We start from the raw sequence: 24,093 nt of genomic DNA on the forward strand, positions 1-24,093 counted from the left end.
ATCGACGGGTTTCGAAAAATCCCTTTTTCACAGGAGGCGATTTCGTTTTAAGAATCGGTATCCCCTCTGGATAAGGCGCGGGGCGTCGACCGGGTTGTGCTCAAGTCGTAACGGAATTTACGTTTCCTTTTCTTGACATGCGCTATATATTTTATTATATAGCGATATGCGCCGTCTTCGATCGTTCTTATTTGGAAAAAAAATATTCTTTCTTGTTCTTCTGTTTTCGATTTTTCAATCCGCTTGGGCCTTTGACGCGATCACGGAAGACAAAAAGCTCGGGGTGGCTTCCAAATTCAGCGTAGATGGTCGGCTTTGGGTGGCTTACGACCTCAATGACAAAAAGCCGAACGGCGCTCCCGATTACGCGGGACCCAATCATCAGAATACGGGCTTTCGAGTTGCAAGAGCACTTATAAACTTCCAAAGCGAAATTCAAGAAGGAGAATATAAGGGATATGGATTTCGCATAACACCGGACGTTTATTCGACATACGCTCAGGAAGCGAACGGTTGCGCGAACTATGACGGAAGTCAGGTTTGTCAGGGCTTCAACGATTACGCGATCAGTTTAAGATTCGCATATTTTAATGTTCCTTTATTCGACGGATTCTTAACTCTACGCGCCGGACAACAACCCGCGGCAACAACGGTCAGTCCCGTTTACAATCTTACGGAGGTGATGGGCCATCGATATATCGACGGAGATCCGACCGGAAGAATGGGAGCATCCGCGGCGTTTCAAAACTTCGGTTTTTCAACGGGAGTGGAAAGAGGTCTGAGTTTGTTTCATAAATCCGAATATTACGGATTTCAGTTGACGATCGGAAACGAATCGACTCACAGAAGAAACAACGCTCAGAATTTGGAGATTCTTACCATTACCGGATCGAACGATAAGTTAGACGCTCTTGCAAAAGGTTCGGGCGATTCTTACGGACTCGATCTTCAAGGAATTCTAAACTTCATTCCGACCGGCGGTAATAAAAAATATCTTCTGGGTCTGAGTTCTCCGTTTATATTAAAGAACGTAACCGGAATCGATCGGGACGAAGTCGAATATTCTTCGGCGAATTTCGTATGCACCGCCGATTGTCAAAATCATCCTCGGATCAGAATTTTTCACGGAGAGAAAAGAGCTAAGAAGGATCTATATTACGGATTTCAAATGGACCTTGTGTATAACATGGATTCGTTTTCGTTCACACTTGGGGGCGGTCCGTTTTTCTTTTTGGATCGAAGAGGAAAATCCTATCTTCTCAACGAACAAGCCTTGTTCCCGGACGATTTTTTCAATCAGGGTAAGGATACTTCCGTCAATTCGAACGAGTATAGAAAACTCTACGCTACGAATACGAGAGACGAAAGAGATTCTTTAGCGAAAGGAATTTATCTCTACGCCCACGTTCGATATGAAAAGGTCGGCGCGTTTTTTATGTACACGGCCGGGATGGGAAACGGAATCGGACGTTCTCAAGATCCTGTGACCGGAGTGATATCCGCGCCCTCCACGGTTCCTTGGTTCGAACAAGTGGTTCGTTACGATCTTCAAACGGACGGAGTGTATGGAAATTTGGGAAGCAGGGATTTGTTCGATCTCAGAAATCACGTCGATCATGGAAAGGCAAGGTTTCACAAAACGATCAGTGCGGTAAGTTATTTTCCGATGGAACGATTGAAAGTATCGCTCGCGGTCATTCAGATTTTTTCGTTCGATCAAACGGGACGACCGATGAAAGTGAATTCTTTGGAAAGAATTCGAGGGGACGAAAGAACGACCGGGATCGAATCACAAAACGTTTCGGAACAATTTTCTCAAGTGGTTTTGCCGAACATGGGTTTCCCGAACGGCGTTACCGTAAACGACTTTATGGGAAGACCGATGATCGAAACACAAACGTTAGTTGCAACGGAATACATGTTTTAAGATATGATCCGATCCGAACGAAAGTACATTCCGTTTTTATGTTGGATTTTGTTTGCTCTCGTTTCGTGCGCGCCGAAGTCCGGATCTTCCTCGGATGTATTGTTTTCGTTTTTGCTTTTGGATCGAAAAACCGTAGACGATCGACTTCGATCTCTGTTGGACGCAAACGGAGTAAAACCGCTTGCTCCGCTCGAAACGGTTTCGCCTTCGATGTTGAAGTTGGGAGAGGCGCTTTTTTTCGATAAGATTCTTTCGGGTAACAAAAACATTTCCTGCGCGACTTGTCACGGGCCGGCGTTGGTTGCGGGTGACACTTTGGTTCTTTCCATCGGAGAAGGAGGAAACGGCTCCGGACAAAATCGAAGTTTAGGCGCCGGGAATTTTATACATAGGAATTCGATCGAACTTCACAATCGAGGCGCGGCGAGTTGGAAAAATTTTTTCTGGGACGGGAGAATCGAGATCAACGAAAACGGAAGTTTTGTTTCTTCCGAAACCGCTTTGCCTTTCGGACTCAAGAATTTATTGTCCGCTCAGGCGATGTTCCCCGTTCTATCGAGAACGGAAATGCGGGGTCAAAACGGAAGTAACGGAATCGCCAATCTTCCCGATTCGAATTCGCAGGCGATCTGGGACGCGTTAGTCGCTCGTTTAACCGCGGTACCCGCTTACGTAATTCTTTTTCAAAACGCTTATCCTTCCGTGAACACGGTCGATCTAAAATTTCAACATTGTGCGAATGCGATCTCCGATTTTACGGCGCATCTTTGGAACACAACGGATTCTAAGAATTGGAGTTTGTCTCCTTGGAATCGATATTTGGACGGAGACGACAGCGCTCTCAACGATAAGGCGAAGGACGGAGCTTTTTTATTTTACGGGAAAGCGGGTTGCGCGGATTGTCATTCCGGTTCTTTGATGACGGATCAAAAATTTCACAACCTCGCCGTTCCTCAATTCGGTCCGGGTTTCGGAACCTCGGCGCCGTTGGATCTCGGACGATCCGGCGTAACCGGAAACGTTTCGCAGGAGTTCGCTTTCAGAACTCCGCCTCTCCGAGAAGTATCCTATACGAGTCCGTATTTTCACAACGGAGCCTATGTTTCTTTGAAAGACGCGGTCGTTCATCATCTCAAACCTTCCGCATCTTTATTGAATTACGACGTGAATCGAATTCCTTTTTCGTTGAGAAGCACGTATGTTTCCGATGTGGCGACTCAGAATCGAATTCTACAAACCTTGGATCCTTTGTTAAAAAGAAATTTATCTCTCACCGAAAAGGAAATCGATCAAATATTAGAATTTTTGAATGCACTATCCTCGCCGACAACCTTGACGTTGGGAAACCGGATTCCGTCGACGGTTCCCAGCGGACTTCCGGTCGCCGATTGATCATTCCACGTATTTTAAAACGATCGAATTCAACCAGCTCATCTTCCGAGGACCGAGGTTGATGCCCGCGGAAACGTCGCCTCCGTATGCGGCCGTGTCCTCGCTGGAAATTGTGGCCGTATAATCTCCGTCGCAAACGTTACCCGTTCCCGTGCAGGAAGTGTAATCGCCCGTCGAAGCGGGAGGGTTGTAATAGTTTCCGCCGAGACCCTTTTTGAATTCGGAAATGACTACAACTCCGGGAGAAGTCAGCGAACCGATTCCCGGACCGATTTTTGTATTGATCAACTCCGCGTAAGAATGTGTAATCCGATATTTATCCGTCGCTTCGAGGATCACGTAGTATTTTTGAGGTTGGTCGGGATGCGCGAGTCCCGCTTTGGCGATCACTTCGCTTAACAAAACACCTTTTCCTAATATATAATGTTTGCTGTTCGAGATCGGTCCGATCGCGCTGAAGTCTCTGTTTGTAAACAACGCTGGGTTTTGTAGATCCGCAAGAGTGAAGTTTTTCGGAACGGAAACGTCTCCCGTAACGCTGAATGAGGAAGTGGTCCCCGTTCCGCTTTGAGTCAACCAATCGTTGATGACTCTGATTCTTTTTAAGAATTTTACGTAACGCATTCCTCGGTTCGTATCCGATTTCGAAACGACCGCCATACTACCGGAGCTTGCATCCAAAAGCGCGCCGTTCTTTTCATAAGCGACGATCATGTTCGCGCCCACTTCGGTTCTCATCAACTCCGTATAGGAAACGATCGCCTTATAACCGTCGTTCCCTTCGAGAACGATCACGGTCGCTCTTCCGTCCTTTCCCTTATCGAAAGGTTTGAACTTGGCGCCACGATTGATCACGTCTCTTAACAAAACTCCCTTAAAACTGTTCGCAGTTTCGATCACGGTTCCATTCTTATCTTGAATGGCGACGTTTGATAAGACGATCTTTAAAGGAAACTTGGAATCGTCCTGCAAGGAAGTTACGGTGAATAAGCCCGACTCAAAATACGGAGCGACCGTCAAGTCCGCATTACCGCCGTTATCCGGTCCTTCCAAAGAGAAGGACGTGCTATAAGAAGAATTTTGAGATACGAGTGCGACCGCAAGTGCCGAAGAATAATCGTCTCCTGCATGCGGAGCGCAGTGGAACAACAAGGGTTGAATCGTAAGAACGATTCCGATGAGAGACGTTTTCAAAAGAATGGCGGTTTTTCGAATCAAAGAGAACATTTTTCACTTCCTCGGGGATGATCCCATCACAAACAAAATCGCTATATAGTCAATTATATAACGAATCGTATTTCGAAATTCCATAAGAAAAAGGCTTTCGGAAGAATGGAACGATCCGTAGAATTCTTCTTTTGAGAAGAATCAAGAGCGGAACGACGAATGAAGAATAATCTCCAGTTGGAAGGAAATCTTTGGCTGAAATACAATAAGGCCAGCAATTTGGGAAAGGAAAAGATCGATCTACTTCGCGCGATCGATAAATGCGGCTCCTTATCCAAAGCGGCAAAGGAAGTCGGAATCAGTTATAAAACCGCGTGGGATTCCATCGACTTAATCAATAACTTGCATAAGGAGATTCTTGTCGAAAAGAGCGTCGGCGGCGTAAGCGGAGGCGGGGCAAAGCTGACTTCCAAAGCGAAGGATATCATTCGACTTTTTGAGATCGTAGACGAAGAACATAATAAATTTATAAATCGTTTGGGCGAAAGGATGGACAATCCGCTCGAGCTGTTGAATTTTTTAAGTAGGATCGCGATGAAAACGAGCGCAAGAAATCAATTTTACGGAAAGATCAAAACCGTCTCCAAGGGCGCGGTGAATTCTCAAATCGTAATCACTCTCAAAGGGGATCAGGAAATCGTTTCGACGATCACCAATCGAAGCGTTGAGGACTTGGGTCTTAAAGTCGGAAGTCCGGTGTACGCATTGATCAAGGCTTCTTTCGTTTTACTTGCGGTCGATTCTTCCCTTCGTACGAGTTCGGAAAATCTTCTTTCGGGAAAAGTTTTTTCCATTTCGAAAGGTGCGGTCAACGACGAGATCATCGTGGAGTTGAACGGCGGAAATAAATTGACTTCGGTGATCACGAGTCAGGCGACCGAACGTTTGAACTTAAAAGAAGGGGAACCCGTTTACGCTTTTTTCAACGCTTCTTCCGTGATCTTGGCCGTGGAATAAAATCGAATTTAAAAATCGGTATCCCCTCTGGACAAGGAACCTTCTTCCCGATCGGGGGAAAGGGAAGAATGGGGAACCCTTTTGAGATCGAATCCGTTATTGCCCCAATAAACCAAAAACGAAAAAACAAGTCCTCCGCCCAAAATTAAGAATAGAAAAGTATTATAAATCGCTAATGTGATGAAACAGACAAATCCGAGGACGATCGCCAAGATCGGAAGAGCGGGATAAAAAGGAACCTGATACGGCTTTTTCTGGTTCGGGTTTTTGATTCTCAGCACAAAAAAAGAAATCATACTGATACAATACATTCCGCAGGCGCCGAACGCGGACAACGTGATGAGTTCTCCCGTGTTTCCGAACTGAAGGGAAACGAGCCCGACGACTCCGCCCGCGAGAATCGCAAGACTCGGAGCCTTCGTTTTCGAATTCAGACCGGAAAGAATTCTCGGTAAAAAACCTTCTTTGGCCAGCGCGTAGATCTGTCTCGAATACCCGAGAATGATTCCGAGCAACGAGGCGATCAAACCGAACAAACCGATAAAGGTGAAAAGAAGAACGGTCCAAGAAGAAGATCCATAAAGATTTCCTAATGTAAACGAAAGAGGGTAATCCAATTTGGAAACTTCTCCCGTGGAAACGACTCCCGCAGTTCCGAACAATACTCCGAACGCCAAAAGAACCAAGGTGCCGATTCCCGAAAGATAACCGAGAGGAATGTCCTTGGAGGGATCTTTTACTTCTTCGGCGGCCATAGCCACTCCTTCCACCGCTAGAAAAAACCAAATCGCATAAGGAAGGGCCGGAAACAAATTCCAAAAATTGAATGTGAAATCGCCGGTAAGTTTAGCGGTATCGAAATGCGGAAAGATGAATCCGAAATAAAAAAGAAGACCAAAAACCGCGGTGAGTGTTACGAACAGTTCGAATCTCGCGGTTTGTTTGATTCCTAATAGATTGATCCCGATCAGAAGGATAAAAAACACGTTAGACGCTATTTCGGCTCCGATCGAAGGAATCAAAAAATGAAAGTATCCTCCGAGCGCGGAAGCGATTGCGGGCGGCGCAAGAACGAATTCGGTAAGCGTAAAAAATCCCGCGGCCAGTCCGCCTAACGGTCCCAAGGCGACATGCGCATAAGCGGACGGCCCACCCGCGTGCGGAATCGAAACCGCAAGTTCCGTAAAACAAAGCGAAAAACAGGAATAAAAAATCGCGATCAAAGTCACCGCGGCCAAAAATTCCCAAAAGTTCGCGTGCGCCCAACCGAGATTCCAACCAAAGTAATCGCCTGAAATTACGAGCCCGACCGAAATTCCCCAGAGATGAAACGGCCCGAGAACCTTTTGTAAAGAAGAAGACATGAAGGAAGAATCAATTCCCGATGGGAAAGAAAGGAAAGAAATTTTTAATTCGAAATGGCGAAAGTCGAACCTCAACCGCCGATAAACGGAGTCATTCTTTCCATAAGTATACGACGGTTGTCTCCGCTTTGAAGTGCGATCACACCTCGGATGATGGCTTGTCTACGATCGGATTGTTCTTTGGACCAGGACTTGATTCTGTTCGCAAGAGGGAAGAATAGAAGGTTCGCGAATGCGATTCCGTAAAAGGTCGCGATAAATGCGGTTGCGATTCCTTCTCCCAACGCGCGCGTTCCGGCTCCTAAGTTTTCGAGAACTCCGACAAGACCCATTACGGTTCCGATGATTCCCACCGTTGGAGAAAAACCTCCTGCGGTTTCTAAAATTTTCGCGGAGTTTGCTTCCTTGTCTTCCATCGCGATCGCGGATTCAAAAAGAATTTCTTCCACGGCTCTCGGATCGGTTCCGTCTACGATGAGTTGAATTCCTCTTTGTAAAAACGGATCTTGGATCGACTTGAGATTGTCTTCGAGAGAAAGAAGTCCGTTCTTACGAGCGCGTTCCGCGAAATCCAAAAAGAGTTCTCCGAGTGGAAGCTTTCTTCTTGGAAAAACGGCGGTTTGAAGGTTGAGAATGAGGTCCTTGATTTGTTCCAACGAAAAGCTGGCGAAGGTCGCGCCTGCGGTTCCTCCGATGATTAAAAGAAGCGCCGAAATTTTTAAGAAGGAAAGGAAATGCGCTCCTTCCAAAAGAATCGCTATCAGGACGGACAAGAATGCAACGGAAAGGCCAACGAGAGTAGGATTCATTTCCGCAAGAGTTCCCGCAATCACGGGTTTTTACAAGAAAATTCTGTCTCATGTGGGAATGCTGGTCGGCGGTAATTTTATAGATGTGAAGGAGTTCCCACAAATTCAAAGGACTGCGATCTTACGATCTCAGCCGCGCTGAGAACCAACCTTATGTTTCGACCCGTAGGGAGAAACATTGAGTTCGACGTTCCACTGCCTTTTGGTTATCTCGCTCTTTTGAATCGCTCGATAGGTACAAAAAAAGGGGACGGTGTAACTTTCGTCCCCCCGTCCGTTTCAAAATGAAAATTCGCAGTGGAGGAACACAACCAGGGAGGTTGTTGTCCATCCATTGAAAAGTATCGGTCGCAGGAGTTCCTACATTAGGCTTCTCGCTAAAAAATACCGGGCCATTTTTAAAAACTAAAAATTTTATGCGGTGCAAAACCTTTGACTTTTAACGGGCAAAATTTTTCCTGGCTATCATTATGCTGACCGTCGTAACTGTACTGTTTCTAGCCATTTATGGGATCGACATCGTCGCTCTCTTTTTCTTCGGGATTCATACCTACGTAATGGTATATCTCTACAAAAAGAACCATGCATACTGCGAATCTGAACCTGATAAGATTCTCGACGTCAACGATCCGAACCTTCCGGTCGTAACCGTTCAGCTCCCGATTTTCAACGAATTCTACGTTGTGGATCGTTTGTTAGAAACCACTGTCGCACTTAAATATCCTAAAGATAAACTTGAGATCCAGCTTTTGGACGATTCTACGGACGAAACGGTCGAAAAGTCCAGAAACCTAATCGCTCACTACAAATCTCTCGGTTTCGACATTCATCACTTACACAGATCCGGGGCGGCACGCACCGGTTATAAGGCCGGAGCTCTGGAAGCGGGAATGAAAGTGGCACGCGGTCAGTACATCGCCATTTTCGACGCGGACTTCATGCCGGATCCCGACTTCTTAATCAAAACCGTTCCTTATTTCGAAGATTCTAATATTGGAATGGTTCAGGTTCGTTGGGGACACGTAAACGCGGACTACAACGTTCTTACAAAAGCGCAATCTTTCGGAATCGACGGTCACTTTATGATCGAGCAGGTTGCGAGAAACGGTTCCCATCTTTGGATGAATTTCAACGGAACCGCGGGAATCTGGAGAAAGGATTGTATCACCGACTCCGGCGGATGGGAGCACGACACTCTTACCGAAGACTTCGACCTTTCTTACCGCGCAGAGATGAAAGGCTGGAAATTCCGTTATTTTAAAGATATTGAATGTAAGGCTGAGATCCCTGCGATGATTTCCGCTTACAAATCCCAACAGTTCCGTTGGTGTAAGGGATCGATCCAAACCGCGGTTAAATTGCTTCCGAGAATTCTCCGTGCGGATCTTCCTTGGAGAATCAAGTCCGAAGCCATCGTTCACTTGATCAATTATTCGGTTCACCCTTTGATGGTGATCAATATTCTTTTCAGCGCCCCGTTGTTGCTGATGGACTACTGGTCCGGATTCAGCTTCTACGATCTTCCGATCGAGATTCTGATGGGAACTGCGGCGATTCTTTCCGTAGGATCCGTTGGTCCGATGATTTTCTACGCGTATTCTCAGAAAACCCTTCATAAAGATTGGAAGAGAAGAATGGTTTATCTGCCGATTCTCATCATGATCGGAACCGGAATCGCGATCGTAAACACAAGAGCTTGGCTCGAAGCGATTCTCGGAATTCAATCTTCCTTCAAACGCACTCCGAAACTCAAAATCGAAAAGAGCACGGACGTATTGAAAGAAAGACTGAAATACACCGTTCCATTGGATTTCCACGTGGTTCTCGAGTTCCTTATGGGAATTTACTGCCTTGGAACCGTGGTTCTTTCGTTTATGCTTGGAAAACCGCAGATCGTCGGATTCTTAGCAATCTACGCACTCGGATTCTTCTACGTGGGATATTTATCTTTGAAAGAAGCTCTCTGGAAACTCGGAGCTTCCAAAGAAGAATCCACGGAAGAACTTCCCGCTCAGGCTTAATTCCGTCTAACTAGTAGGATAGAGAGAAGAGATTCTCCCTATCCTGGCTGAGACCCGGACGGCTTCTGCTTGACTTTGCACTTTTTTCTGAAAAATTGACAAAATACCGCTACTTTTATAGGAACCCCGATGAGTGAGAAAGTTTACTGCGCTAATTGCCTGCACTGCGTGACCGTAAGACAGTATGAATCCGAGGCAGACAAATACATTCTCCGCGTAAAATGTACCAAGAAAAAATGGTCCAAAAGATCCGGAGAAGAAAAGCTCTATAAATATTTCACCGTTGCTCGCCGTATGCAAGTGAACTGTGAATTTTATGAGCCGATGGGTGAAATTCTTCCTTATATCAAAAATCTTAAGAAAGAACTTCCGATCAAAGACGAAATCTACATGGTGAAAACTCTCACCTAAAGAGTTTTGAAGCCCTCCGCTTTTACTCTCAAACCAGGATTGGTCCACGGAAAATTTTCCCGTAAGACCGTCCTGGAAGAACCCTTCACATTATTTCCCGAACCGGGAGCATTGTATCTAAAAGAATTCCCCACTCGTGTACGCGCGGGCGAACCTCTACTCAGACAATCCGTCGGAACACTTTTATCTCCGGTGGACGGAATCGCGAGTTTGATCCAAGGAGAACATTCGACGAAAATTCGAATCGTTCAGGACGGAAGTTTTCAGTTGTCGGGTGAAACCCAGATCGATTCTTCCCTAAAACTCGAACAAGCCTTGGAAAGAATGGACGAACACGGTCTTGTTTCTTTGGATTTTGAGGACATCACGTTATCCTCTCTTTTTAAGATTTTTAAGTCCTCATTGATCGTTCTTTCTCCGTATACGAAAACGCAGTCGGTCGACTTCCAGAAAATTCTTTTGGAAGAATGCAAAGAATTGCATATTCAGTTTTTAGAATATTTGAAGGTTTGGTTTCCCGGCGCGAACGTGAAAGACTACGTTCTAAATCCGGTTCCGTTCCGAAAATACGAATACCCGGTCGGTTTTCCGCAATACTTCGTCAAAAAGGCGCTTTCCGAAAAAACATTCCAAAAAGAGAATATTCTTTATCTCGGACCGGAAACTCTCTTTCATCTTTACCGCGCTTTGTTCAAAAAGATTCCGTTTATCGAAAGACATATCAGCATCTACTACGTTGGAAAAAACGGCGGACTCAAAAAGGAAGAATCTCCGATCAAGTTCCGTGACGGTCAGAGTTTAAGCTTTCTTCTTCTCGAAAAAAAGAAGGAATATCCGAACTTCACGTTCAATTCCTTTTTCGACGGAGGAGAATATCATTCCTCTTCGGAAGAATATTTTTTGGACATCTACAAACATCATTCTATCCTTTTTGTCGCCGGTAAAATCCGGGAACAAAAGGAACTTCCCTGCACCGAATGCGGAGAATGTACTTATAACTGTCCTCTCGAATGCAATCCGATTTCTCTCGTTACGGGGCAGGGACAATTCTTTTCCAACGCTTGTATCTCTTGCGGGATTTGTACGTTTCTTTGTCCTTCGGGAATCTCCTTAAGAGACAGGATCGAAACTGTAAAATCGGAACGAAAGGAGAAGTCGAATGTCTGATTATCTTCTCGTTACAAGAGCCGGTTTTTTTCGTAAGTCCGATCCGTTTTTTCCTGATCTTCTTTTGGGAATCTTTTCACTCGCGGGAATCGTCTTGTTCGGAACGATTCCATTATGGATTTGTTATGCGATTGTTCTCGCGACTTGTTTTGTTTATCAATTCACGATCGTAAAACGTTCCGTCTATCCTTTGAAGTGGGTCGTTCATACGGGAATATTCGTTCTTCTTTTACCGATTCATCCGGGCACCGTGTTGTGGGCGATTCTTGCAGGAATCGCCGGCGTCTTTTTATATTCTCCCTTGGAGAACCGTCTTCGGATTCAGGTTCCTCTTTCGTTGATTCAACTTTTGATTTTTCTCGTTTTGTATCTTCTGCTTCCGGCGGTGGATATTTTTTCGGGACTTGCAGGTAGACCGAGTTTCTCGTTTCGAGACGAATCCATTTCGGATCTTTACAGCGTTCTTTCCTTTTCGCAGGAAGGTTATTCTCCTTGGAGATTTTCTTCTTTGGAAACGATGGGCGCTTACGGAATTTTATTCTTAATTCCCGTCTTTTTAAAAAGACCGACCGCGTTTCAGATTCCGTTGATCTTCGGAGCTGGTTTGGTTTTGGGAACCGGAAACCTTTCTATGGAATATTCTCCCGTGCTTTTGTCGACTTGGGTCTCGTTTGCGATTCTTTTCGCCGCACCGGGAAGGAATTTGTATACAGCTTGGGTTTATTCTTTGATCGGAGTTCTGGCGACTGCGGTCCTGTTTTATGTCATCCAGGTTTTAGTAGGTTTTGCTTTACCGCTTTTCGGCTTTTCCGTTTTCTATTTTTTCATTGAAGCCAGCCTGATACGTATATTTCTGGGAAGCAGAGTCGATAATTTCGGGCAATTAGAGTGATTCGAATTGTGGTTAGAATGATGATCGCGTATTGTAATAAACGTAAACGTAAAGTCGAAATTCGCAAAGAGTCAGAGGCGCTCGTATGAATCAACTGTTGACTCTTCTTCATCCTGAAACTATTATATTCAATTTGGAACCCGGCACCAAAGAGGAAGTGATCTCCAAACTTCTGCAAAAGGCTGTCGACACACATCAGATCGACGCCGAAAACAAGGAAGAAATTTTAGAATCTCTTCTCGCCCGCGAAAAATCGATGTCCACAGGAATCGGAAGCGGGGTCGCGATCCCTCACTGTTCGGTCAATCTCGTAGACGAACTCAAATGTGTGATGGGTTTAAATCCGAACGGAATCGATTTCGATTCGATCGATCATCAACCGGTTCATATCTTCATTCTTCTCATCGTTCCCAAAACAAAATTCCAAGAACATATCAAAACCCTCGCTCAAATCGCAAAGGCTTTAAACGTAAAGGAAGACAGGGAAAAACTCATTCGCTCCGGATCCTTTGAGGAAATCCAAAAAGCTTTTTCTCGGAACGTTTAATCGTGCAGGGAGAAGTCTCCAGGTTCTTTCTATTTCTTGTCGCATTAATTTTTTTCTCGGTTCTATTCGGTCATCTTCGTTCTTTAAACAGGGAATATCTCTACGCCGATTCCTCTTTTTCCAAGGAAGAATCTTTTTTAGAACGTAAAACGTTTTCCTCTCAGATTTTTTCCTTTGTCAAAGGTATCGTAACGTTTCAATCCGCAAAGACCGCTTCGGGAGAATCGGTTTGGAAACATATATCTTCCAGAGTTCTTCCCACGTTACATCTCGCGGTTTTTTCGGTGGGTTGGGGAAGTGTTTTCGCGATCGTATTCGCTCTTGCGGGTTCCAAAAAAGAAGAAAGTATTTTCAAAAGATTCTTTTTGTTTCTGAGCAACCTGATTTTATCCACGCCCGTTTTCGTAGTCGGCGTGGTTTTGCTTCTGATCTTTTTCGTTCAACTGGAATGGCTTCCGCCGGGCGGCTACGAACCTTGGAATTCATTGTACGTGATTCTTCCCGGAATCGCGCTCGGTTCTCGGGTTTGGGCGAGAATCTATCAGTTCGCTCTGAGCTTCGCCGAAATCGAATTGAAATCTCCGTATACAAAGGTTCTGCGCGCGAGGGGATATTCTAAGAATAGAATATTATGGAATCATGTTTTACTCAAGATTCTTCCTCTGCTCGCGGTTCTGATCCTTTTAGACTTCAGTTCCCTTCTTTCTGGCGCGATGATCGTGGAGGAGATCTTTTTCTTTCCCGGAATCGGAAAATCGATGTATTACGCGATTCAGACTATGGATTCCGAACTTTTGAGCGCCCTTCTTTTTTACAGCGGTCTTACGTTTTATATCTTCAGCAGGTTTTCTCTTCGTTTTCAGGAAAATCTCACCGGTAAGGAGAGTCTTTCCTGATGTCGCTTAACAATTCGTTCCGAATTCTTTTCGTGGGTCTGGCCTTGGCGGGAATTCTTTGGAAAAGTCCGCCCACCGAGGTTTTTCTCGAGGACAGCTTTTGTTCCGTTGCTTGGAATCATCCGTTCGGTTGCGATCGTTTAGGCCGCGACGTATACGGTCTTTTTTCCTATGGAACCGTTTCCACACTTTTGTTTTCTTTGCCTTCTCGGATTCTTACGCTCGCGTTCAGTTCCTTGGTTTGTCTTTTTCAATATTCTCTTCCGTTTACGGGAAGATGGTTTTTTACTCCGATCTCTTCCGTGTTCGTTTCCGTTCCTTCTTTGTTGATCGCCTTACTTACGGTGTACGCTTTAGGACAAGGACCTTCCGTTTTAGTGATCGCGATTCTTTTGGGAGACTGGGCCTTTTCGTATGAAACGCTTCAGAGTAAAATCCGAGAAACGGACGGAAGCGGTTTTGTTTTGTCCTCCGTTTTTTTCGGAGCTTCGAGAGCGAACGTGTTTCGAAATCATATTTTTCCGGCGACGCTTCCTGTCTTGAAAGTTCTGTTTACTACAGGGTTACCCGGCGTTGTAATGACGCTGGCGCTTTTTAGTTACCTCGGAGTGAGCGCGGGCTCGGATTGGTTCGGTCCCGGACTCGGGGAACAGATTTCCTTTGCGCGGGACTATGCGTATTCCGCTCCGTTGGCTTTGGTGATGCCTATTTTGGGAATCGTAGGTTTGGTCACCGCATTGAACGTGAAAAAAGATGATTAGATTATCCGCATTTATTTTAATATTATCGATTTTGAATATAGGTCTCGTGGCGCAGGGGATAGACGACTATTATCGTTTCCCCGAAGGTGGAATGCGGGAAAGAATCACCTTCGAAACAGAAAGAAAACTCTGTGTGTTTCCTTTGAAGAACCAAAACGCGGACCCGAACCTGGACTATCTAAGCAAGGGTTACGGCGGGGTTTTATTCTCGGGGTTGAAGGGACTTTTTCAAATCTTCGATGCCGATGTAATTCCTCAAAGTGTTCAACACTCCTTCGGAAAACCCACGGGAAGAGAAAAATTAAAAAAGGGAGAATGGGACGGGGACATTCTCGAACAAGTCAAGAACGCAAAGGAAACCTCGCCCGAAAAAGATCCGAGATTTCTCACCTTAAAAACGGAATATATCTCCGAAGAGATTCCGCCCGAAGACAGTACGTTGTTTTTATCCGGTAAGAAGGCCGCATGTTTTTATCATCTCGCGGGAACTTTCGAAAAAAAAAGCGAGTCGCAGATGGAACTCAAACTCGTTTTGAGATCCTCCAAGGACGGGTCCCGAAAAGAATTCAAAGCAAAAACTAGCGTTAGACGTTCTTATCAGGAATTGGACGGTTTGATTACCGAGATCAAAAAGGAACTGATCGGAAAGAACACGATTTCATTCTCCTTTAAATCGGGGGCCATGGACGGAGTTTTGGTTTTTTTGGACGGACAATTTCTCGGTAAAACTCCTTTGCAGAGATCGGACATTCTTCCCGGAAGCCACGTCATCAAATATTATATGGACGGGTTTCAAAGTCAGGAACAAAAAGTCAGCGTTCAAGACGGCGGGAATTTCGAAATGATTCTTTCCAAAACTCCGAGAGACGGATTGATCTCGGTCACTTCCAATCCGGAAGGAGCCAACGTGTATCTCGGTTCCGAATTTTTGGGAAAAACTCCGTTAAACAACGTGAAGGTGAAGACCGGTTACAATCGTCTTCGTGTTTCTATGGAAGGCCACGTCGATTTGTTGAAAGGTGTGGAGATCAAAAAGGACGAGGAAACAAAACTGGATCTCGTATTAAAACCGGGAGACAGCGTAAGTTATTATAAAAACAAACAAAACGTTTTTCTCGATCATTCTTATAACGACTTTTCAATCTATTCCTTATACGGAACTCTTTTGTTTTATGCTGGATATTATTACTTCAATCTGAAGGCCAACGCGTTGTATGATCGCGCGCAAAGTCAGGTAAGTCTTACCAATCTTTTTTTCGCGGCCAACGTGGTTCCTCAAGATACGTTTGTGGGAATGTATCTCTATCAGGAAAGAATCATTCGAGAAACCAATCACGACGCGGGTAAATATCAAAAGCTCGCCGGTAACTTCGGACGACATCAGGGTTTGACGGGCGGCGTGATGGTTTACGGGATGGCCGCGATGTTGATCTTGGCCGCTACGTTTTATTGGCTCGGTTTGGACGAAGAAACCTTGGATGTCGGAATCGCTCCGAAACGTGTGAACAATCCGTATGCGATTCCCGGTCAGATGATCGAGATCGATTCGTTTGCGCAGTTTAATTTTAGATTTTAAAAAATCGATTCACCGTCGATTCGACGAACGTTTTCTTTTTTCAGTCAGTTTCGTTTTGAACGAGGAACTCGCTTACGATCGGAAACAAACGAAAGCTTCCGAGCACTAAACTCGGTTGATTCGATTTTTTGAATGTACGAAGATTTGCAAAGAATTCTTCGTGATCGATCGATTCTTCCGCGAGACAATCGGAAGGAAGCGCAAAGCCGTCGTCCTTTAAAAATCGAAAATCGAGGATCTTCGAATCCTTCTTTGCGGTTCTCAAAATTTTCAGAATCCCGTTTCCGTCCTTGTCTTTGAGAACTCCGACTAACACGAAAAAACGATCCATCGGATAAATCGCGTTTAAACTTTTGAGCGTTTCCGAAAACGCGTCCGGGTTGTGGGCCGGATCAAAAACCAATCGAGGAGAATCCATTAACACGCTCAGTCTTCCCGGTGGAAGAGTGATGTTTTTTTCGTAGGATTGGAACTCCGGTTTGTTGGATTCCTGCAATCCGCTTGGGTCACTCCATGACTCCGACGCGTTCGATTCGTTTTTCAAAGACGTTTCGAAATGCGCGCGGATCTTAGAAGCCCATTCTAAATTTAGAATATTCTGAAATACTTGAAACGAAAATCCTTTGTTTCGAACGAGATAACTCGCGTCGTTCGGAGTTTGCGGAAGGATAAAACAGGGGATTGCATTTTTATCGCACCAGGAACGGATTTGATCGTTTAAACGCGGTTCTGTTTGTTCGATCGCAAAAACCGCTTTCGTATTTGAGGTGCAGATCCCGAGTTTTTCGAGCAGGATTTCTTCTTTAGAATTTCCTAATATTTCTTTGTGATCGAGTCCGATGATTCCCAATACGACTATGTCGGGATCGCAGAGTTTGGTCGCGTCCAGTCTTCCTCCGAGCCCGGCCTCGTAGATCTGAACTTCAACGGATTCTTTTTCAAAAAAACGGAACGAAGCGCAGGTGAAAAGTTCGAAAAAGGAAAACGTTTTCAAATCGGTTTCGGCACCGAGAGTTTTCCATTCGTTTAACAATTCGTTCAATTCTTTCTCGGTCACTTCTCGGAACGGGTTCGTTTTATTTCCGATTCGAATTCTTTCCAAAGGAGAAATCAGATGCGGAGAAGTATAAAGCCCCGTTTTAAAACCGGAAAGGCGGAAGTATTCTCCCAAAAAATGAGTGATCGAACCTTTCGCGTTCGTTCCTACAACGGAGATTCTGCAGAGCGAAGATTCTTTCCTTGAATCGAATCCGTATTTATTCAAAACGTTCGCAAACGGTTCCAAGGAATATCCGGTAAAGACGTTGAAGTTTCTGGTTTTTTCCAAATTGGAAAGACCGGATATGAAGTCGAAAAAATCGGATGTTGAGTTCATCGATTCGCTAATGCTTGTGACAAACGTTCTCTCGTTTTGACGATATCTTCCGCGTTAGGCGAAACACCTGTGAAAAGTTCGAACTGTTTCATCGCCTGATACAAAAGCATTTCCGATCCGGGGATGATCTTGCTTCCTTTTTTTTGCGCGGTTTTCACGAGAGGGGTTTCCAACGGGTTGTAAACGATATCGAAAAGAGTCATGTTCGGATTAAAAAATTCTTCCGTTAAGAACGGACCCGGTGATTGTCCTTTCATTCCGAGCGGAGTCGTATGAACCACTAAGGAGATTTCATCTCGGATCGATAAAAGAGAATCGGGCGTTGTATGTTTTGCAATTACGTTTGAGTTTTCAGTGATCAAGGAACAGATTTCTTTTCCGGTCGTTTCGTTTCTGGAACATACGATGAGGTCGCGGATTTTTCCCGAAGTCGCTAAACTGTATGCGATCCCTCTCGCGCTTCCTCCGCTCCCGAGAATGACGGTTTTTCCTTCGCTTAAGGATGTCGGAGACCATTCTAAGATGGATCGATACGCTCCTTCACCGTCCGTATTATACGCGTTAATCGAGTCGACGCCGATCAAAAGCGTGTTGGAGGCTTTCATGATTCTCGAAGCGTCGTCTGATTGGTCGGCGAGTGAAAACGCTTTTTCTTTGTGAGGAATGGTCACCGAAAGACCGAGAACTCCCGAGTTTCGAAACTCCCGAATTTTTTCCGCGTTCAGTTCCGGCGTTTCGAATACGAGATAGGAAGCGTCTATACCTTTGTCTTTATAGAGCGAATTGTGTATGAGAGGCGAAAGAGAATGTGAAAGCGGGAATCCAGTTATACCGAAAGTTTGAGAGGACTGGTTTGTTTCGTTTTTCAAACTGAGAATTCCCAAATTGGTTTCTTATAAATGAGAGTAAGCGGCTCGAAACCTTCGACTTTTTGGCTCCAAAACTTGTAAGTTCGAGAGTGAAGCGTAAAATGAGTCGACTAAAAGACAATTCCCGAAAATGCTGTATTGGAATGAGCCTACTGAATTTACCTGATTCTTTTTTACACGGACTGAGCGCACAACTCTTTTTGACGCCGCTTGCTTCTTTTTCAGGCTCACCGTGGTGGACGACCATTCTCGATGTTTTATTCGTAGCGGGAATCTCCGGCGGTCTTTCTTGGTATTATTACTACTACAAACGTAAGGATCTTCTCGGCGGTTTTTGGGGAGCGTTGATCGTAGCGCTTCTCGGATCTTTGATCATCCTTTCTCTGCTTCAGGATTTTATCCGTTCAGTCGTTCTTTGGCTGATTTCTCCTAAGTTCGGAATCTATCAGATCTCCAACGTGAATCTTCTCGCGGTTTTGTTAGGCGGTTTACTCGCTCTTTACATCATGAACCGCATCAATCACAACAAAGAAAGAAGAGATTAACACCGCGCGACCGAACAGCGCCCCATAGGAAGCTATTGCTGAGTTCAGGGGGCGTTCATTGAGTTCTTGCGCGGACTTGTCGAGTCCGCTTTAATCCCGCATAACGTGAGAATGATTCGTCAAGGATCGTTTAACTTCGTTCAACCCGATTTTTTGTCTTTCGAATGAAGTTCGTATAACTTGATATACTTTAGAAAATTATAATAGAACCCGAAGATCGCCAAAACGAATCCCTGTTTTCCGTCCAAAAATCCGAAACGTATAAAATACATCCAAAACGCTTTATAAAAACCTTCCATAAACGCGTGAAAAAGTCCGCTCGTTTTGCCCGCTCTGAATTTTTCCTGAGCGCCTAACTCGGAATAGGCGTTTATGTAACGGATATGATCACCTATATTCTTATAAGAATAATGATACACGGGAGAATTCAGTTTATTGCATGTTCCTTGGAGTTGGATCGTTTCATGAACGAGTCCTCCGCCGAACTTTCCTTTGGATCTGTGGAAAAGACGAATGCGTCGATTGGGATACCAACCTCCGTGACGAATCCATTTTCCCAAATACCAAGTCAGTCTTGGAGTGGAATATCCGTCCGCGCTCGGGAGTCCGTTTTGAAAAAGCGCGAGGATCTCCGTTTTCAAATCCGGAGAAACTTCTTCGTCTGCGTCGAGCGTCAAAACCCATTCGTTTTTGACCAAGGATAACGCGAAGTTCTTCTGACTTACGTAGTCGTCGAACTTTCTTTTGTGAACTTTCGCCTTAAACTTTTTAGCGATCTCGACGGTTTTATCCTTCGAACCGGAATCGACTACGATGATTTCGGAAACGAAGTCCAGAGGTTTAAGACAACGTTCTATATTGTCTTCTTCGTTGAGTGTTATGATACAAACGGAGAGGGGAAGTCGCATTTAATTCTTATGATTCAGTTTTCGAATGCTCTGAAAGTCCGGTGTAAGCGGGATTTCGAGTCTTGCAATGGTTACGTCTTCACGAATGATGATTCTGAAATAGGAAGGATCGATTCCTTCTCCCTTGAGCATGATTAAGATGAGAGCCAATCCGATTCCCGCGCCTTCGGTGTTGTCCGCGTTATCCAAATAAAACTGCGCGATGTCGTTGTAACGCATTCCTTTTTCCAATTTTTCGCGGAGAGATTTTTCTTCCTGTTGAGTAACGGGCGCATTGTTCACGACTTCGATTCTGATTCCGTCAAAAGAATAATGAAAACTGATCAGACAATAGTATCCTTCCTTCTTCGCCTTTTGTCCGTAACGTTCGGACATCGCTTCGCTGAAAATACTCTTATATTCGCGAACTCCTTTTTCGTAATCGGAAGCGTTGTTTAGATCCAGACCTTTTTCTTCGAAAAAAATCCTTTTTTGGTTTGCTTTGCAGGCGTTGATTGCCAACTCTTTTATTATAGTATAAACCGTAGGAACCAGAGTAGGATGAGTGACCTTATCCAGAATCAGCCCGACCGCATCTTGGATATGCTCTTCGACAGAATGAGTCATTCTGTGGGTTTTCAGAGACAGGATTTTTCCGTTCTCAATTGTTAGCCGGATATTGTCGGATATATCTCGGATTTCCTGCCCCATCATCCATGAACATTTCGGAATCTGTTTTGTTTGTCAAGAGAGTCATTTTAAGAACGCGAAAAAAGAAGCACCTTTCAGGTTTGAAACGGAAAAGAAACGAACTCAGCATTCTTTTTAAGCCTTCTGTTTTTTCTCTGATGTTATTGTTTAGTACGGCGTCAGTGTACTCCGAGTCGACCACCTTAAACGCGGTGCGTTATCTTCTTCCCGGAAAAAAAGAATATTCCGAACCTTCCGAAATTCGAATCGAAAACGGTAAGATCACATCGATCAAAAAAATAAATTCTTTCTCGGGAAAAGTTTCATACGCGCTTCCGGGATTTTGTGACGCAAACGTAACTCTGTCCACGGATTCACTCGGCGGACAAAAAGATCGCGCGGGTGTTTATCTTTCTCTTCAATCCTTTTTGGCTCACGGTTTTACCGGAATTCTTTCGGTCGGAGATCCGTCTTGGGTCGAGACACTTTTGAAGGACGCACAACGTTCCGGGAAAAATTCTCCTTGGGTAAAGAAGACGGACACTCCTTGGATTGCGGAAAGTTCCGAAACGAAAAATCTCGGAAACCTTCCCGGTTACAACGTGATTCGTTCTTCCCAACAGGCGATTTCTCAGATCAAAAAAAGACCGGCTTCTCCCGTTCATCTTTTTTATCGTTATCAAGAGGGAGAATCGTTCGCGTTCGACGGTCCGTTTTTGTATCAGTTGAAAAAATCCGCGGACGCCGAGAACATCAAACTAGCGTTATCCGCCTTTGGCGACGAGTTCAGCATTCTCGAAGGAATCAATGCGGGTATTCCCACTTTGTATCATCCCGTTCCCGATACGATCGCGGGAAGAATTTCTCCCGGTGTGTTTCGCAATTTAAACTGGGGTCCCATGTTCTCCGTTTATTATTATCAAAAGATCGCCGGAACTTCGGATTGGGAAACCGACTTAAACGCGATGAAGGAATGGAGTCCTTACTTTGCGAAAAACATCGCGCCCGAACCGGAGTTCGCGGGTAAACTTTCTCAGATTCAGGAAGAGGATCGTGCGAACGCCGATAAGGAATACAAATCCTATCTTGCATTTTTAAACAGACAAAAAAATCTAAGTCAAGGAATGCTTCTCGCATCCGGCACGGGTTATCTTCACGTTCATCCGGGAATCGGCGGATGGAAGGAAATGGAAATTCTTTCCAAGGTTCTCGGCAATGTGGAAACGATTTTCATCGCCACCGAATCCACCTGCGGTTTTATCGAAGCTCCTCACGAAGGAAAAATTCGCGAAGGCAAACCGGCATTCATAAATGTTTATACGGAAGATCCGCTCGTCGATTTAAAGAATTTGAAATCTCTTCGCAAAGTGATCGCCGGAGAAATTTCATATCCATCCGAAAAAAAAGAACCGGCTTCCAGTCAAAAAAAGAGAGGGAAAAACAAATGAAAGAATCGGAAAAAGAACTCTTCGAGAAAATGTTGGATGCTTCCTTTAAAAAGAAAAAAGCGATGGAAGCCGGAACCAGAGTCACCGCAATCGTAAGCTCCGCAAAAAAGGATTTCGTTTTCGTAACGACTAAGGAAACGAAAACTCCGGGTATCATCACTTCGGAAGAATTTATTGAGTCCGGTCTTCCGAATCAAGGCGACGAGATCGAAGCGTATTTTCTCAAGGAAGATCACGGAGACATTCACTTCACGACTTGTTTGAGCGGAGATTCTTTAAACAAAGATCTATTAGAAATCGCTAAAAAAGCGGAGATCCCCGTTCTCGGTCAATTCATCAGCGAAGGAGAATCCGGCGCCGAAGTAAAGATCGGAGAATTTACCGCGTTCTGTCCGTTCTCTCAAATCGATCCCGAGTTGAAAAAATCGGGTCTTGTGGGCAAACGTCTTAAGTTCCTCATTCAAGATATCGGAAGCAGAGGGAAGCTCATCGTTTCTCAAAAGAAAATTTCGGACAAAGCGAAGGAAGCGAAACTCGGAGTTCTCAAACAGGAACTCAAAGAGGGAATGTTCGTCACCTGCAAGGTTAAGACGATTCAGAACTTCGGTTTGATCGTCGAGATGGACGGAGGTCTTTCGGCTCTCATTCCGATCAGCGAAGCTACTTTCAAAAAGAATCCGGAACTCGACAAAGAATTTCAAGTCGGTCAAACTCTTCGTGCGAGAGTTCTTCGTATCGATTGGGAAAATCAGAAGTTCGCATTAACGGTTAAGGATTTTCTAAAGGATCCTTGGGCGCAGACGGTTCCGTTTAAAGAAGGCGATATCGTAAAAGGAACGATCGATTCCCTAAAACCGTTCGGTCTTTTCGTAAAGTTAGACGATCATTTCAACGGTCTTGTTCCCGGAAGAGAAACCGGAATTCCGAATCGGGTTCCTCTCAATCAGAGTTTCAAACCTGGAGACGTAATTGACGTTTTTATAATGGAAGTGAATCCCGAAAGAAAACAGATTTCTCTGTCGATCCAAAAGGCGAAAGAGATTCAAGAGAGAATGGACTACAGCAGTTACTTGAGTTCCGATACGAGCGGTTCCACGAGTTCTTTCGGAGCGATCCTTCAGAATTCCCTAAACAAGAACAAGAAAAAATGATTTCATGTCTCTGCATATAGGACTTTACAGACCGGAGATTCCACCGAACACCGGAAACATCGCAAGGCTTTGTGTGGCTTTGGGTGCGGAGCTTCACATCGTCGGACAAGCGTCATTCGATCTTTCCGAAAAGGCCGCGCGTAGAGCCGGGTTGGATTATTGGGATAAGGTTAAAATTTCACTTCATTCTTCTTTAGAAGAATATAAAGCGGCTCTTCCGGAAGGAACTGATTTGTATCTGGTTTCGATTCACGGCAAACGTTCTTATACCGGCGTGCAATACAAGGAAGGAGACGCTTTTTTGTTCGGAAATGAAACATCGGGAGTTCCCGCGGAAATGAAAATTTCGTGGAATGAGGAAAAGATATTAAAAATTCCGATGGAAGATTCTTCCCGTTGTTTGAATTTGAGCAATTCAGTCGCCGTGATTTCTTACGAAGCGATGCGCCAAATCAAGTCCTGGTAAAAACGGATTTACACTTTCAGAATTCTGCATCTAAATGGATAAAGTATGAGCTTCCACCTCTCCAGAGAAGAAATCGAAAAGCAGATTCAGTCGATGCTTTCTCAGGGGTTGACCGGAACCGTGAACGATTTTTTCGCTTGGATTCGTATGGAAACTCTCCGCAAGTTCAAGGACGAACCCGATATCGAAAATTCGATCATCGCGAACATCCTGGAAAGTTTCGTTGAATCAGGTTATGCGAAACGCAGTAAGTTCAACGCGAAAGAATTACACATTCATCCGGATCAGATTCAGGGAAAAAAATTCCCGGCTAAGGACAGTTATGTTCTTCTCGGCAAAATCGCGTATCAACCGATGCAGTATGTGCGAAGTCGTCTCGAATTCTTTCTCAAAAGTCAGGGAACTCCCGAAGAGATCGTGATCGATCTTTGTATCGGCGCTCTGGAAGCCGTGGAAAACGCGGTGAAATACGGGGACGGAACCGAGGTCGAAGTGGAATATTCCATCGATCGCAATCAGACTCTTTTTATCAAAATCGTAAACAATCTCAAGGAACTGAATCTGGAACAGGACATCGAAAGAGGAAAATTCTCCTCCACAGCCACGCTCATGCGCGGTATGATGGTCATGCAGAAACTTTTTGACGAACTGGATCTTGAAATTCTCGAAGATAGAAAACAGGCTCAGTTCAACGCCAAGAAAAAACTGTCTTAGT

The 24,093-nt window shown here is 44.8% G+C and carries 23 protein-coding genes; 16 read left to right on the top strand and 7 right to left on the bottom strand.

Translation table 11 applies throughout. The features are described from left to right. Nucleotides 1–166: 166 nt before the first annotated feature. Nucleotides 167–1,927 (top strand): hypothetical protein, encoded by a 1,761-nt coding sequence (locus CH367_RS02125; protein ID WP_100760858.1) that lies wholly within the window; start codon nucleotides 167–169, stop codon nucleotides 1,925–1,927. Nucleotides 1,928–1,930: 3 nt separating this feature from the next. Next, nucleotides 1,931–3,319, top strand: a complete 1,389-nt coding sequence (locus tag CH367_RS02130; protein WP_100760859.1) for a cytochrome-c peroxidase — start codon at nucleotides 1,931–1,933, stop codon at nucleotides 3,317–3,319. Here CH367_RS02130 and CH367_RS02135 read toward each other — a convergent pair whose 3' ends face one another. Beyond that, nucleotides 3,320–4,546, bottom strand: a complete 1,227-nt coding sequence (locus tag CH367_RS02135) for a molybdopterin-dependent oxidoreductase (protein WP_100760860.1) — start codon at nucleotides 4,544–4,546, stop codon at nucleotides 3,320–3,322. A gap of 159 nt (nucleotides 4,547–4,705) precedes the next feature. Between CH367_RS02135 and CH367_RS02140 the strand changes: the two genes are divergently transcribed. Continuing rightward, entirely contained in the window at nucleotides 4,706–5,503 is a 798-nt protein-coding gene (locus tag CH367_RS02140; RefSeq protein ID WP_100760861.1) for a TOBE domain-containing protein, read from the top strand. A gap of 8 nt (nucleotides 5,504–5,511) precedes the next feature. Here CH367_RS02140 and eat read toward each other — a convergent pair whose 3' ends face one another. Both eat and CH367_RS02150 read right to left on the bottom strand, forming a co-directional pair. Next, a complete protein-coding gene (gene eat, locus CH367_RS02145; protein WP_244284444.1) occupies nucleotides 5,512–6,867 on the bottom strand; it encodes an ethanolamine permease in 1,356 nt (451 codons plus the stop codon). A 71-nt stretch (nucleotides 6,868–6,938) separates the two neighbouring features. Beyond that, nucleotides 6,939–7,676: a motility protein A gene (locus CH367_RS02150; protein WP_100761320.1), complete on the bottom strand. Its 738-nt coding sequence runs from the start codon at nucleotides 7,674–7,676 to the stop codon at nucleotides 6,939–6,941. 470 nt (nucleotides 7,677–8,146) lie between these two features. Here CH367_RS02150 and CH367_RS02165 point away from each other — a divergent pair, with 470 nt between their 5' ends. The 8 genes from CH367_RS02165 (at nucleotide 8,147) to CH367_RS02200 (ending at nucleotide 15,947) form a co-directional block, all read left to right on the top strand. Beyond that, nucleotides 8,147–9,697, top strand: a complete 1,551-nt coding sequence (locus tag CH367_RS02165; RefSeq protein WP_165783193.1) for a cellulose synthase family protein — start codon at nucleotides 8,147–8,149, stop codon at nucleotides 9,695–9,697. 129 nt (nucleotides 9,698–9,826) lie between these two features. Next, on the top strand, nucleotides 9,827–10,108 hold the full coding sequence (locus CH367_RS02170; RefSeq protein ID WP_004459036.1) for a hypothetical protein: 282 nt from the start codon (nucleotides 9,827–9,829) through the stop codon (nucleotides 10,106–10,108). A gap of 6 nt (nucleotides 10,109–10,114) precedes the next feature. Further along, nucleotides 10,115–11,275, top strand: coding sequence for an oxidoreductase (locus tag CH367_RS02175; protein WP_100760865.1), 1,161 nt, complete (start codon nucleotides 10,115–10,117; stop codon nucleotides 11,273–11,275). Further along, nucleotides 11,268–12,167 carry a hypothetical protein gene (locus tag CH367_RS02180; protein WP_100760866.1) on the top strand — a complete coding sequence of 300 codons (900 nt, stop codon included), beginning with the start codon at nucleotides 11,268–11,270 and terminating at the stop codon, nucleotides 12,165–12,167. Before CH367_RS02175 ends, CH367_RS02180 begins: the two co-directional genes overlap by 8 nt. An 85-nt stretch (nucleotides 12,168–12,252) precedes the next feature. Continuing rightward, nucleotides 12,253–12,714, top strand: a complete 462-nt coding sequence (locus tag CH367_RS02185; RefSeq protein ID WP_100760867.1) for a PTS sugar transporter subunit IIA — start codon at nucleotides 12,253–12,255, stop codon at nucleotides 12,712–12,714. Nucleotides 12,715–12,716: 2 nt separating this feature from the next. Beyond that, entirely contained in the window at nucleotides 12,717–13,610 is an 894-nt protein-coding gene (locus CH367_RS02190; RefSeq protein WP_100760868.1) for an ABC transporter permease subunit, read from the top strand. Further along, nucleotides 13,610–14,371 (top strand): ABC transporter permease, encoded by a 762-nt coding sequence (locus tag CH367_RS02195; RefSeq protein WP_425268780.1) that lies wholly within the window; start codon nucleotides 13,610–13,612, stop codon nucleotides 14,369–14,371. Before CH367_RS02190 ends, CH367_RS02195 begins: the two co-directional genes overlap by 1 nt. Beyond that, nucleotides 14,364–15,947: a PEGA domain-containing protein gene (locus CH367_RS02200; protein ID WP_100760870.1), complete on the top strand. Its 1,584-nt coding sequence runs from the start codon at nucleotides 14,364–14,366 to the stop codon at nucleotides 15,945–15,947. The genes CH367_RS02195 and CH367_RS02200 overlap by 8 nt, the downstream gene beginning before the upstream one ends. A gap of 40 nt (nucleotides 15,948–15,987) precedes the next feature. On the opposite strand, the gene CH367_RS02205 is transcribed toward CH367_RS02200, so the two are convergent. Both CH367_RS02205 and aroE read right to left on the bottom strand, forming a co-directional pair. After that, nucleotides 15,988–17,322 carry a folylpolyglutamate synthase/dihydrofolate synthase family protein gene (locus CH367_RS02205; protein ID WP_100760871.1) on the bottom strand — a complete coding sequence of 445 codons (1,335 nt, stop codon included), beginning with the start codon at nucleotides 17,320–17,322 and terminating at the stop codon, nucleotides 15,988–15,990. Further along, on the bottom strand, nucleotides 17,319–18,191 hold the full coding sequence (gene aroE / locus CH367_RS02210) for a shikimate dehydrogenase (protein ID WP_100761321.1): 873 nt from the start codon (nucleotides 18,189–18,191) through the stop codon (nucleotides 17,319–17,321). The genes CH367_RS02205 and aroE overlap by 4 nt, the downstream gene beginning before the upstream one ends. A 152-nt stretch (nucleotides 18,192–18,343) precedes the next feature. Here aroE and CH367_RS02215 point away from each other — a divergent pair, with 152 nt between their 5' ends. Then, on the top strand, nucleotides 18,344–18,736 hold the full coding sequence (locus CH367_RS02215) for a hypothetical protein (protein WP_100738993.1): 393 nt from the start codon (nucleotides 18,344–18,346) through the stop codon (nucleotides 18,734–18,736). A gap of 140 nt (nucleotides 18,737–18,876) precedes the next feature. On the opposite strand, the gene CH367_RS02220 is transcribed toward CH367_RS02215, so the two are convergent. Then, entirely contained in the window at nucleotides 18,877–19,644 is a 768-nt protein-coding gene (locus tag CH367_RS02220; RefSeq protein ID WP_100760872.1) for a glycosyltransferase family 2 protein, read from the bottom strand. Further along, a complete protein-coding gene (locus tag CH367_RS02225) occupies nucleotides 19,645–20,337 on the bottom strand; it encodes a histidine kinase (RefSeq protein ID WP_100760873.1) in 693 nt (230 codons plus the stop codon). Between the two features lie 2 nt (nucleotides 20,338–20,339). On the opposite strand from CH367_RS02225, the gene CH367_RS02230 reads away from it, so the two are divergent. From CH367_RS02230 to CH367_RS02245, 4 genes are read left to right on the top strand one after another with little or no spacing between them, the layout of a single operon-like run. After that, on the top strand, nucleotides 20,340–21,761 hold the full coding sequence (locus CH367_RS02230; RefSeq protein ID WP_100760874.1) for a hypothetical protein: 1,422 nt from the start codon (nucleotides 20,340–20,342) through the stop codon (nucleotides 21,759–21,761). Continuing rightward, on the top strand, nucleotides 21,758–22,912 hold the full coding sequence (locus CH367_RS02235) for a S1 RNA-binding domain-containing protein (RefSeq protein WP_100760875.1): 1,155 nt from the start codon (nucleotides 21,758–21,760) through the stop codon (nucleotides 22,910–22,912). The genes CH367_RS02230 and CH367_RS02235 overlap by 4 nt, the downstream gene beginning before the upstream one ends. Nucleotides 22,913–22,916: 4 nt before the next feature. Then, on the top strand, nucleotides 22,917–23,378 hold the full coding sequence (locus CH367_RS02240; protein ID WP_100760876.1) for a tRNA (cytidine(34)-2'-O)-methyltransferase: 462 nt from the start codon (nucleotides 22,917–22,919) through the stop codon (nucleotides 23,376–23,378). A 45-nt stretch (nucleotides 23,379–23,423) separates the two neighbouring features. Beyond that, nucleotides 23,424–24,092 (top strand): ATP-binding protein, encoded by a 669-nt coding sequence (locus CH367_RS02245; RefSeq protein ID WP_100760877.1) that lies wholly within the window; start codon nucleotides 23,424–23,426, stop codon nucleotides 24,090–24,092. The last annotated feature ends 1 nt before the right edge of the window (nucleotide 24,093 follow it).

It is taken from the genome of Leptospira barantonii (genome assembly GCF_002811925.1).
Classification (GTDB): Bacteria; Spirochaetota; Leptospiria; order Leptospirales; family Leptospiraceae; genus Leptospira; species Leptospira barantonii.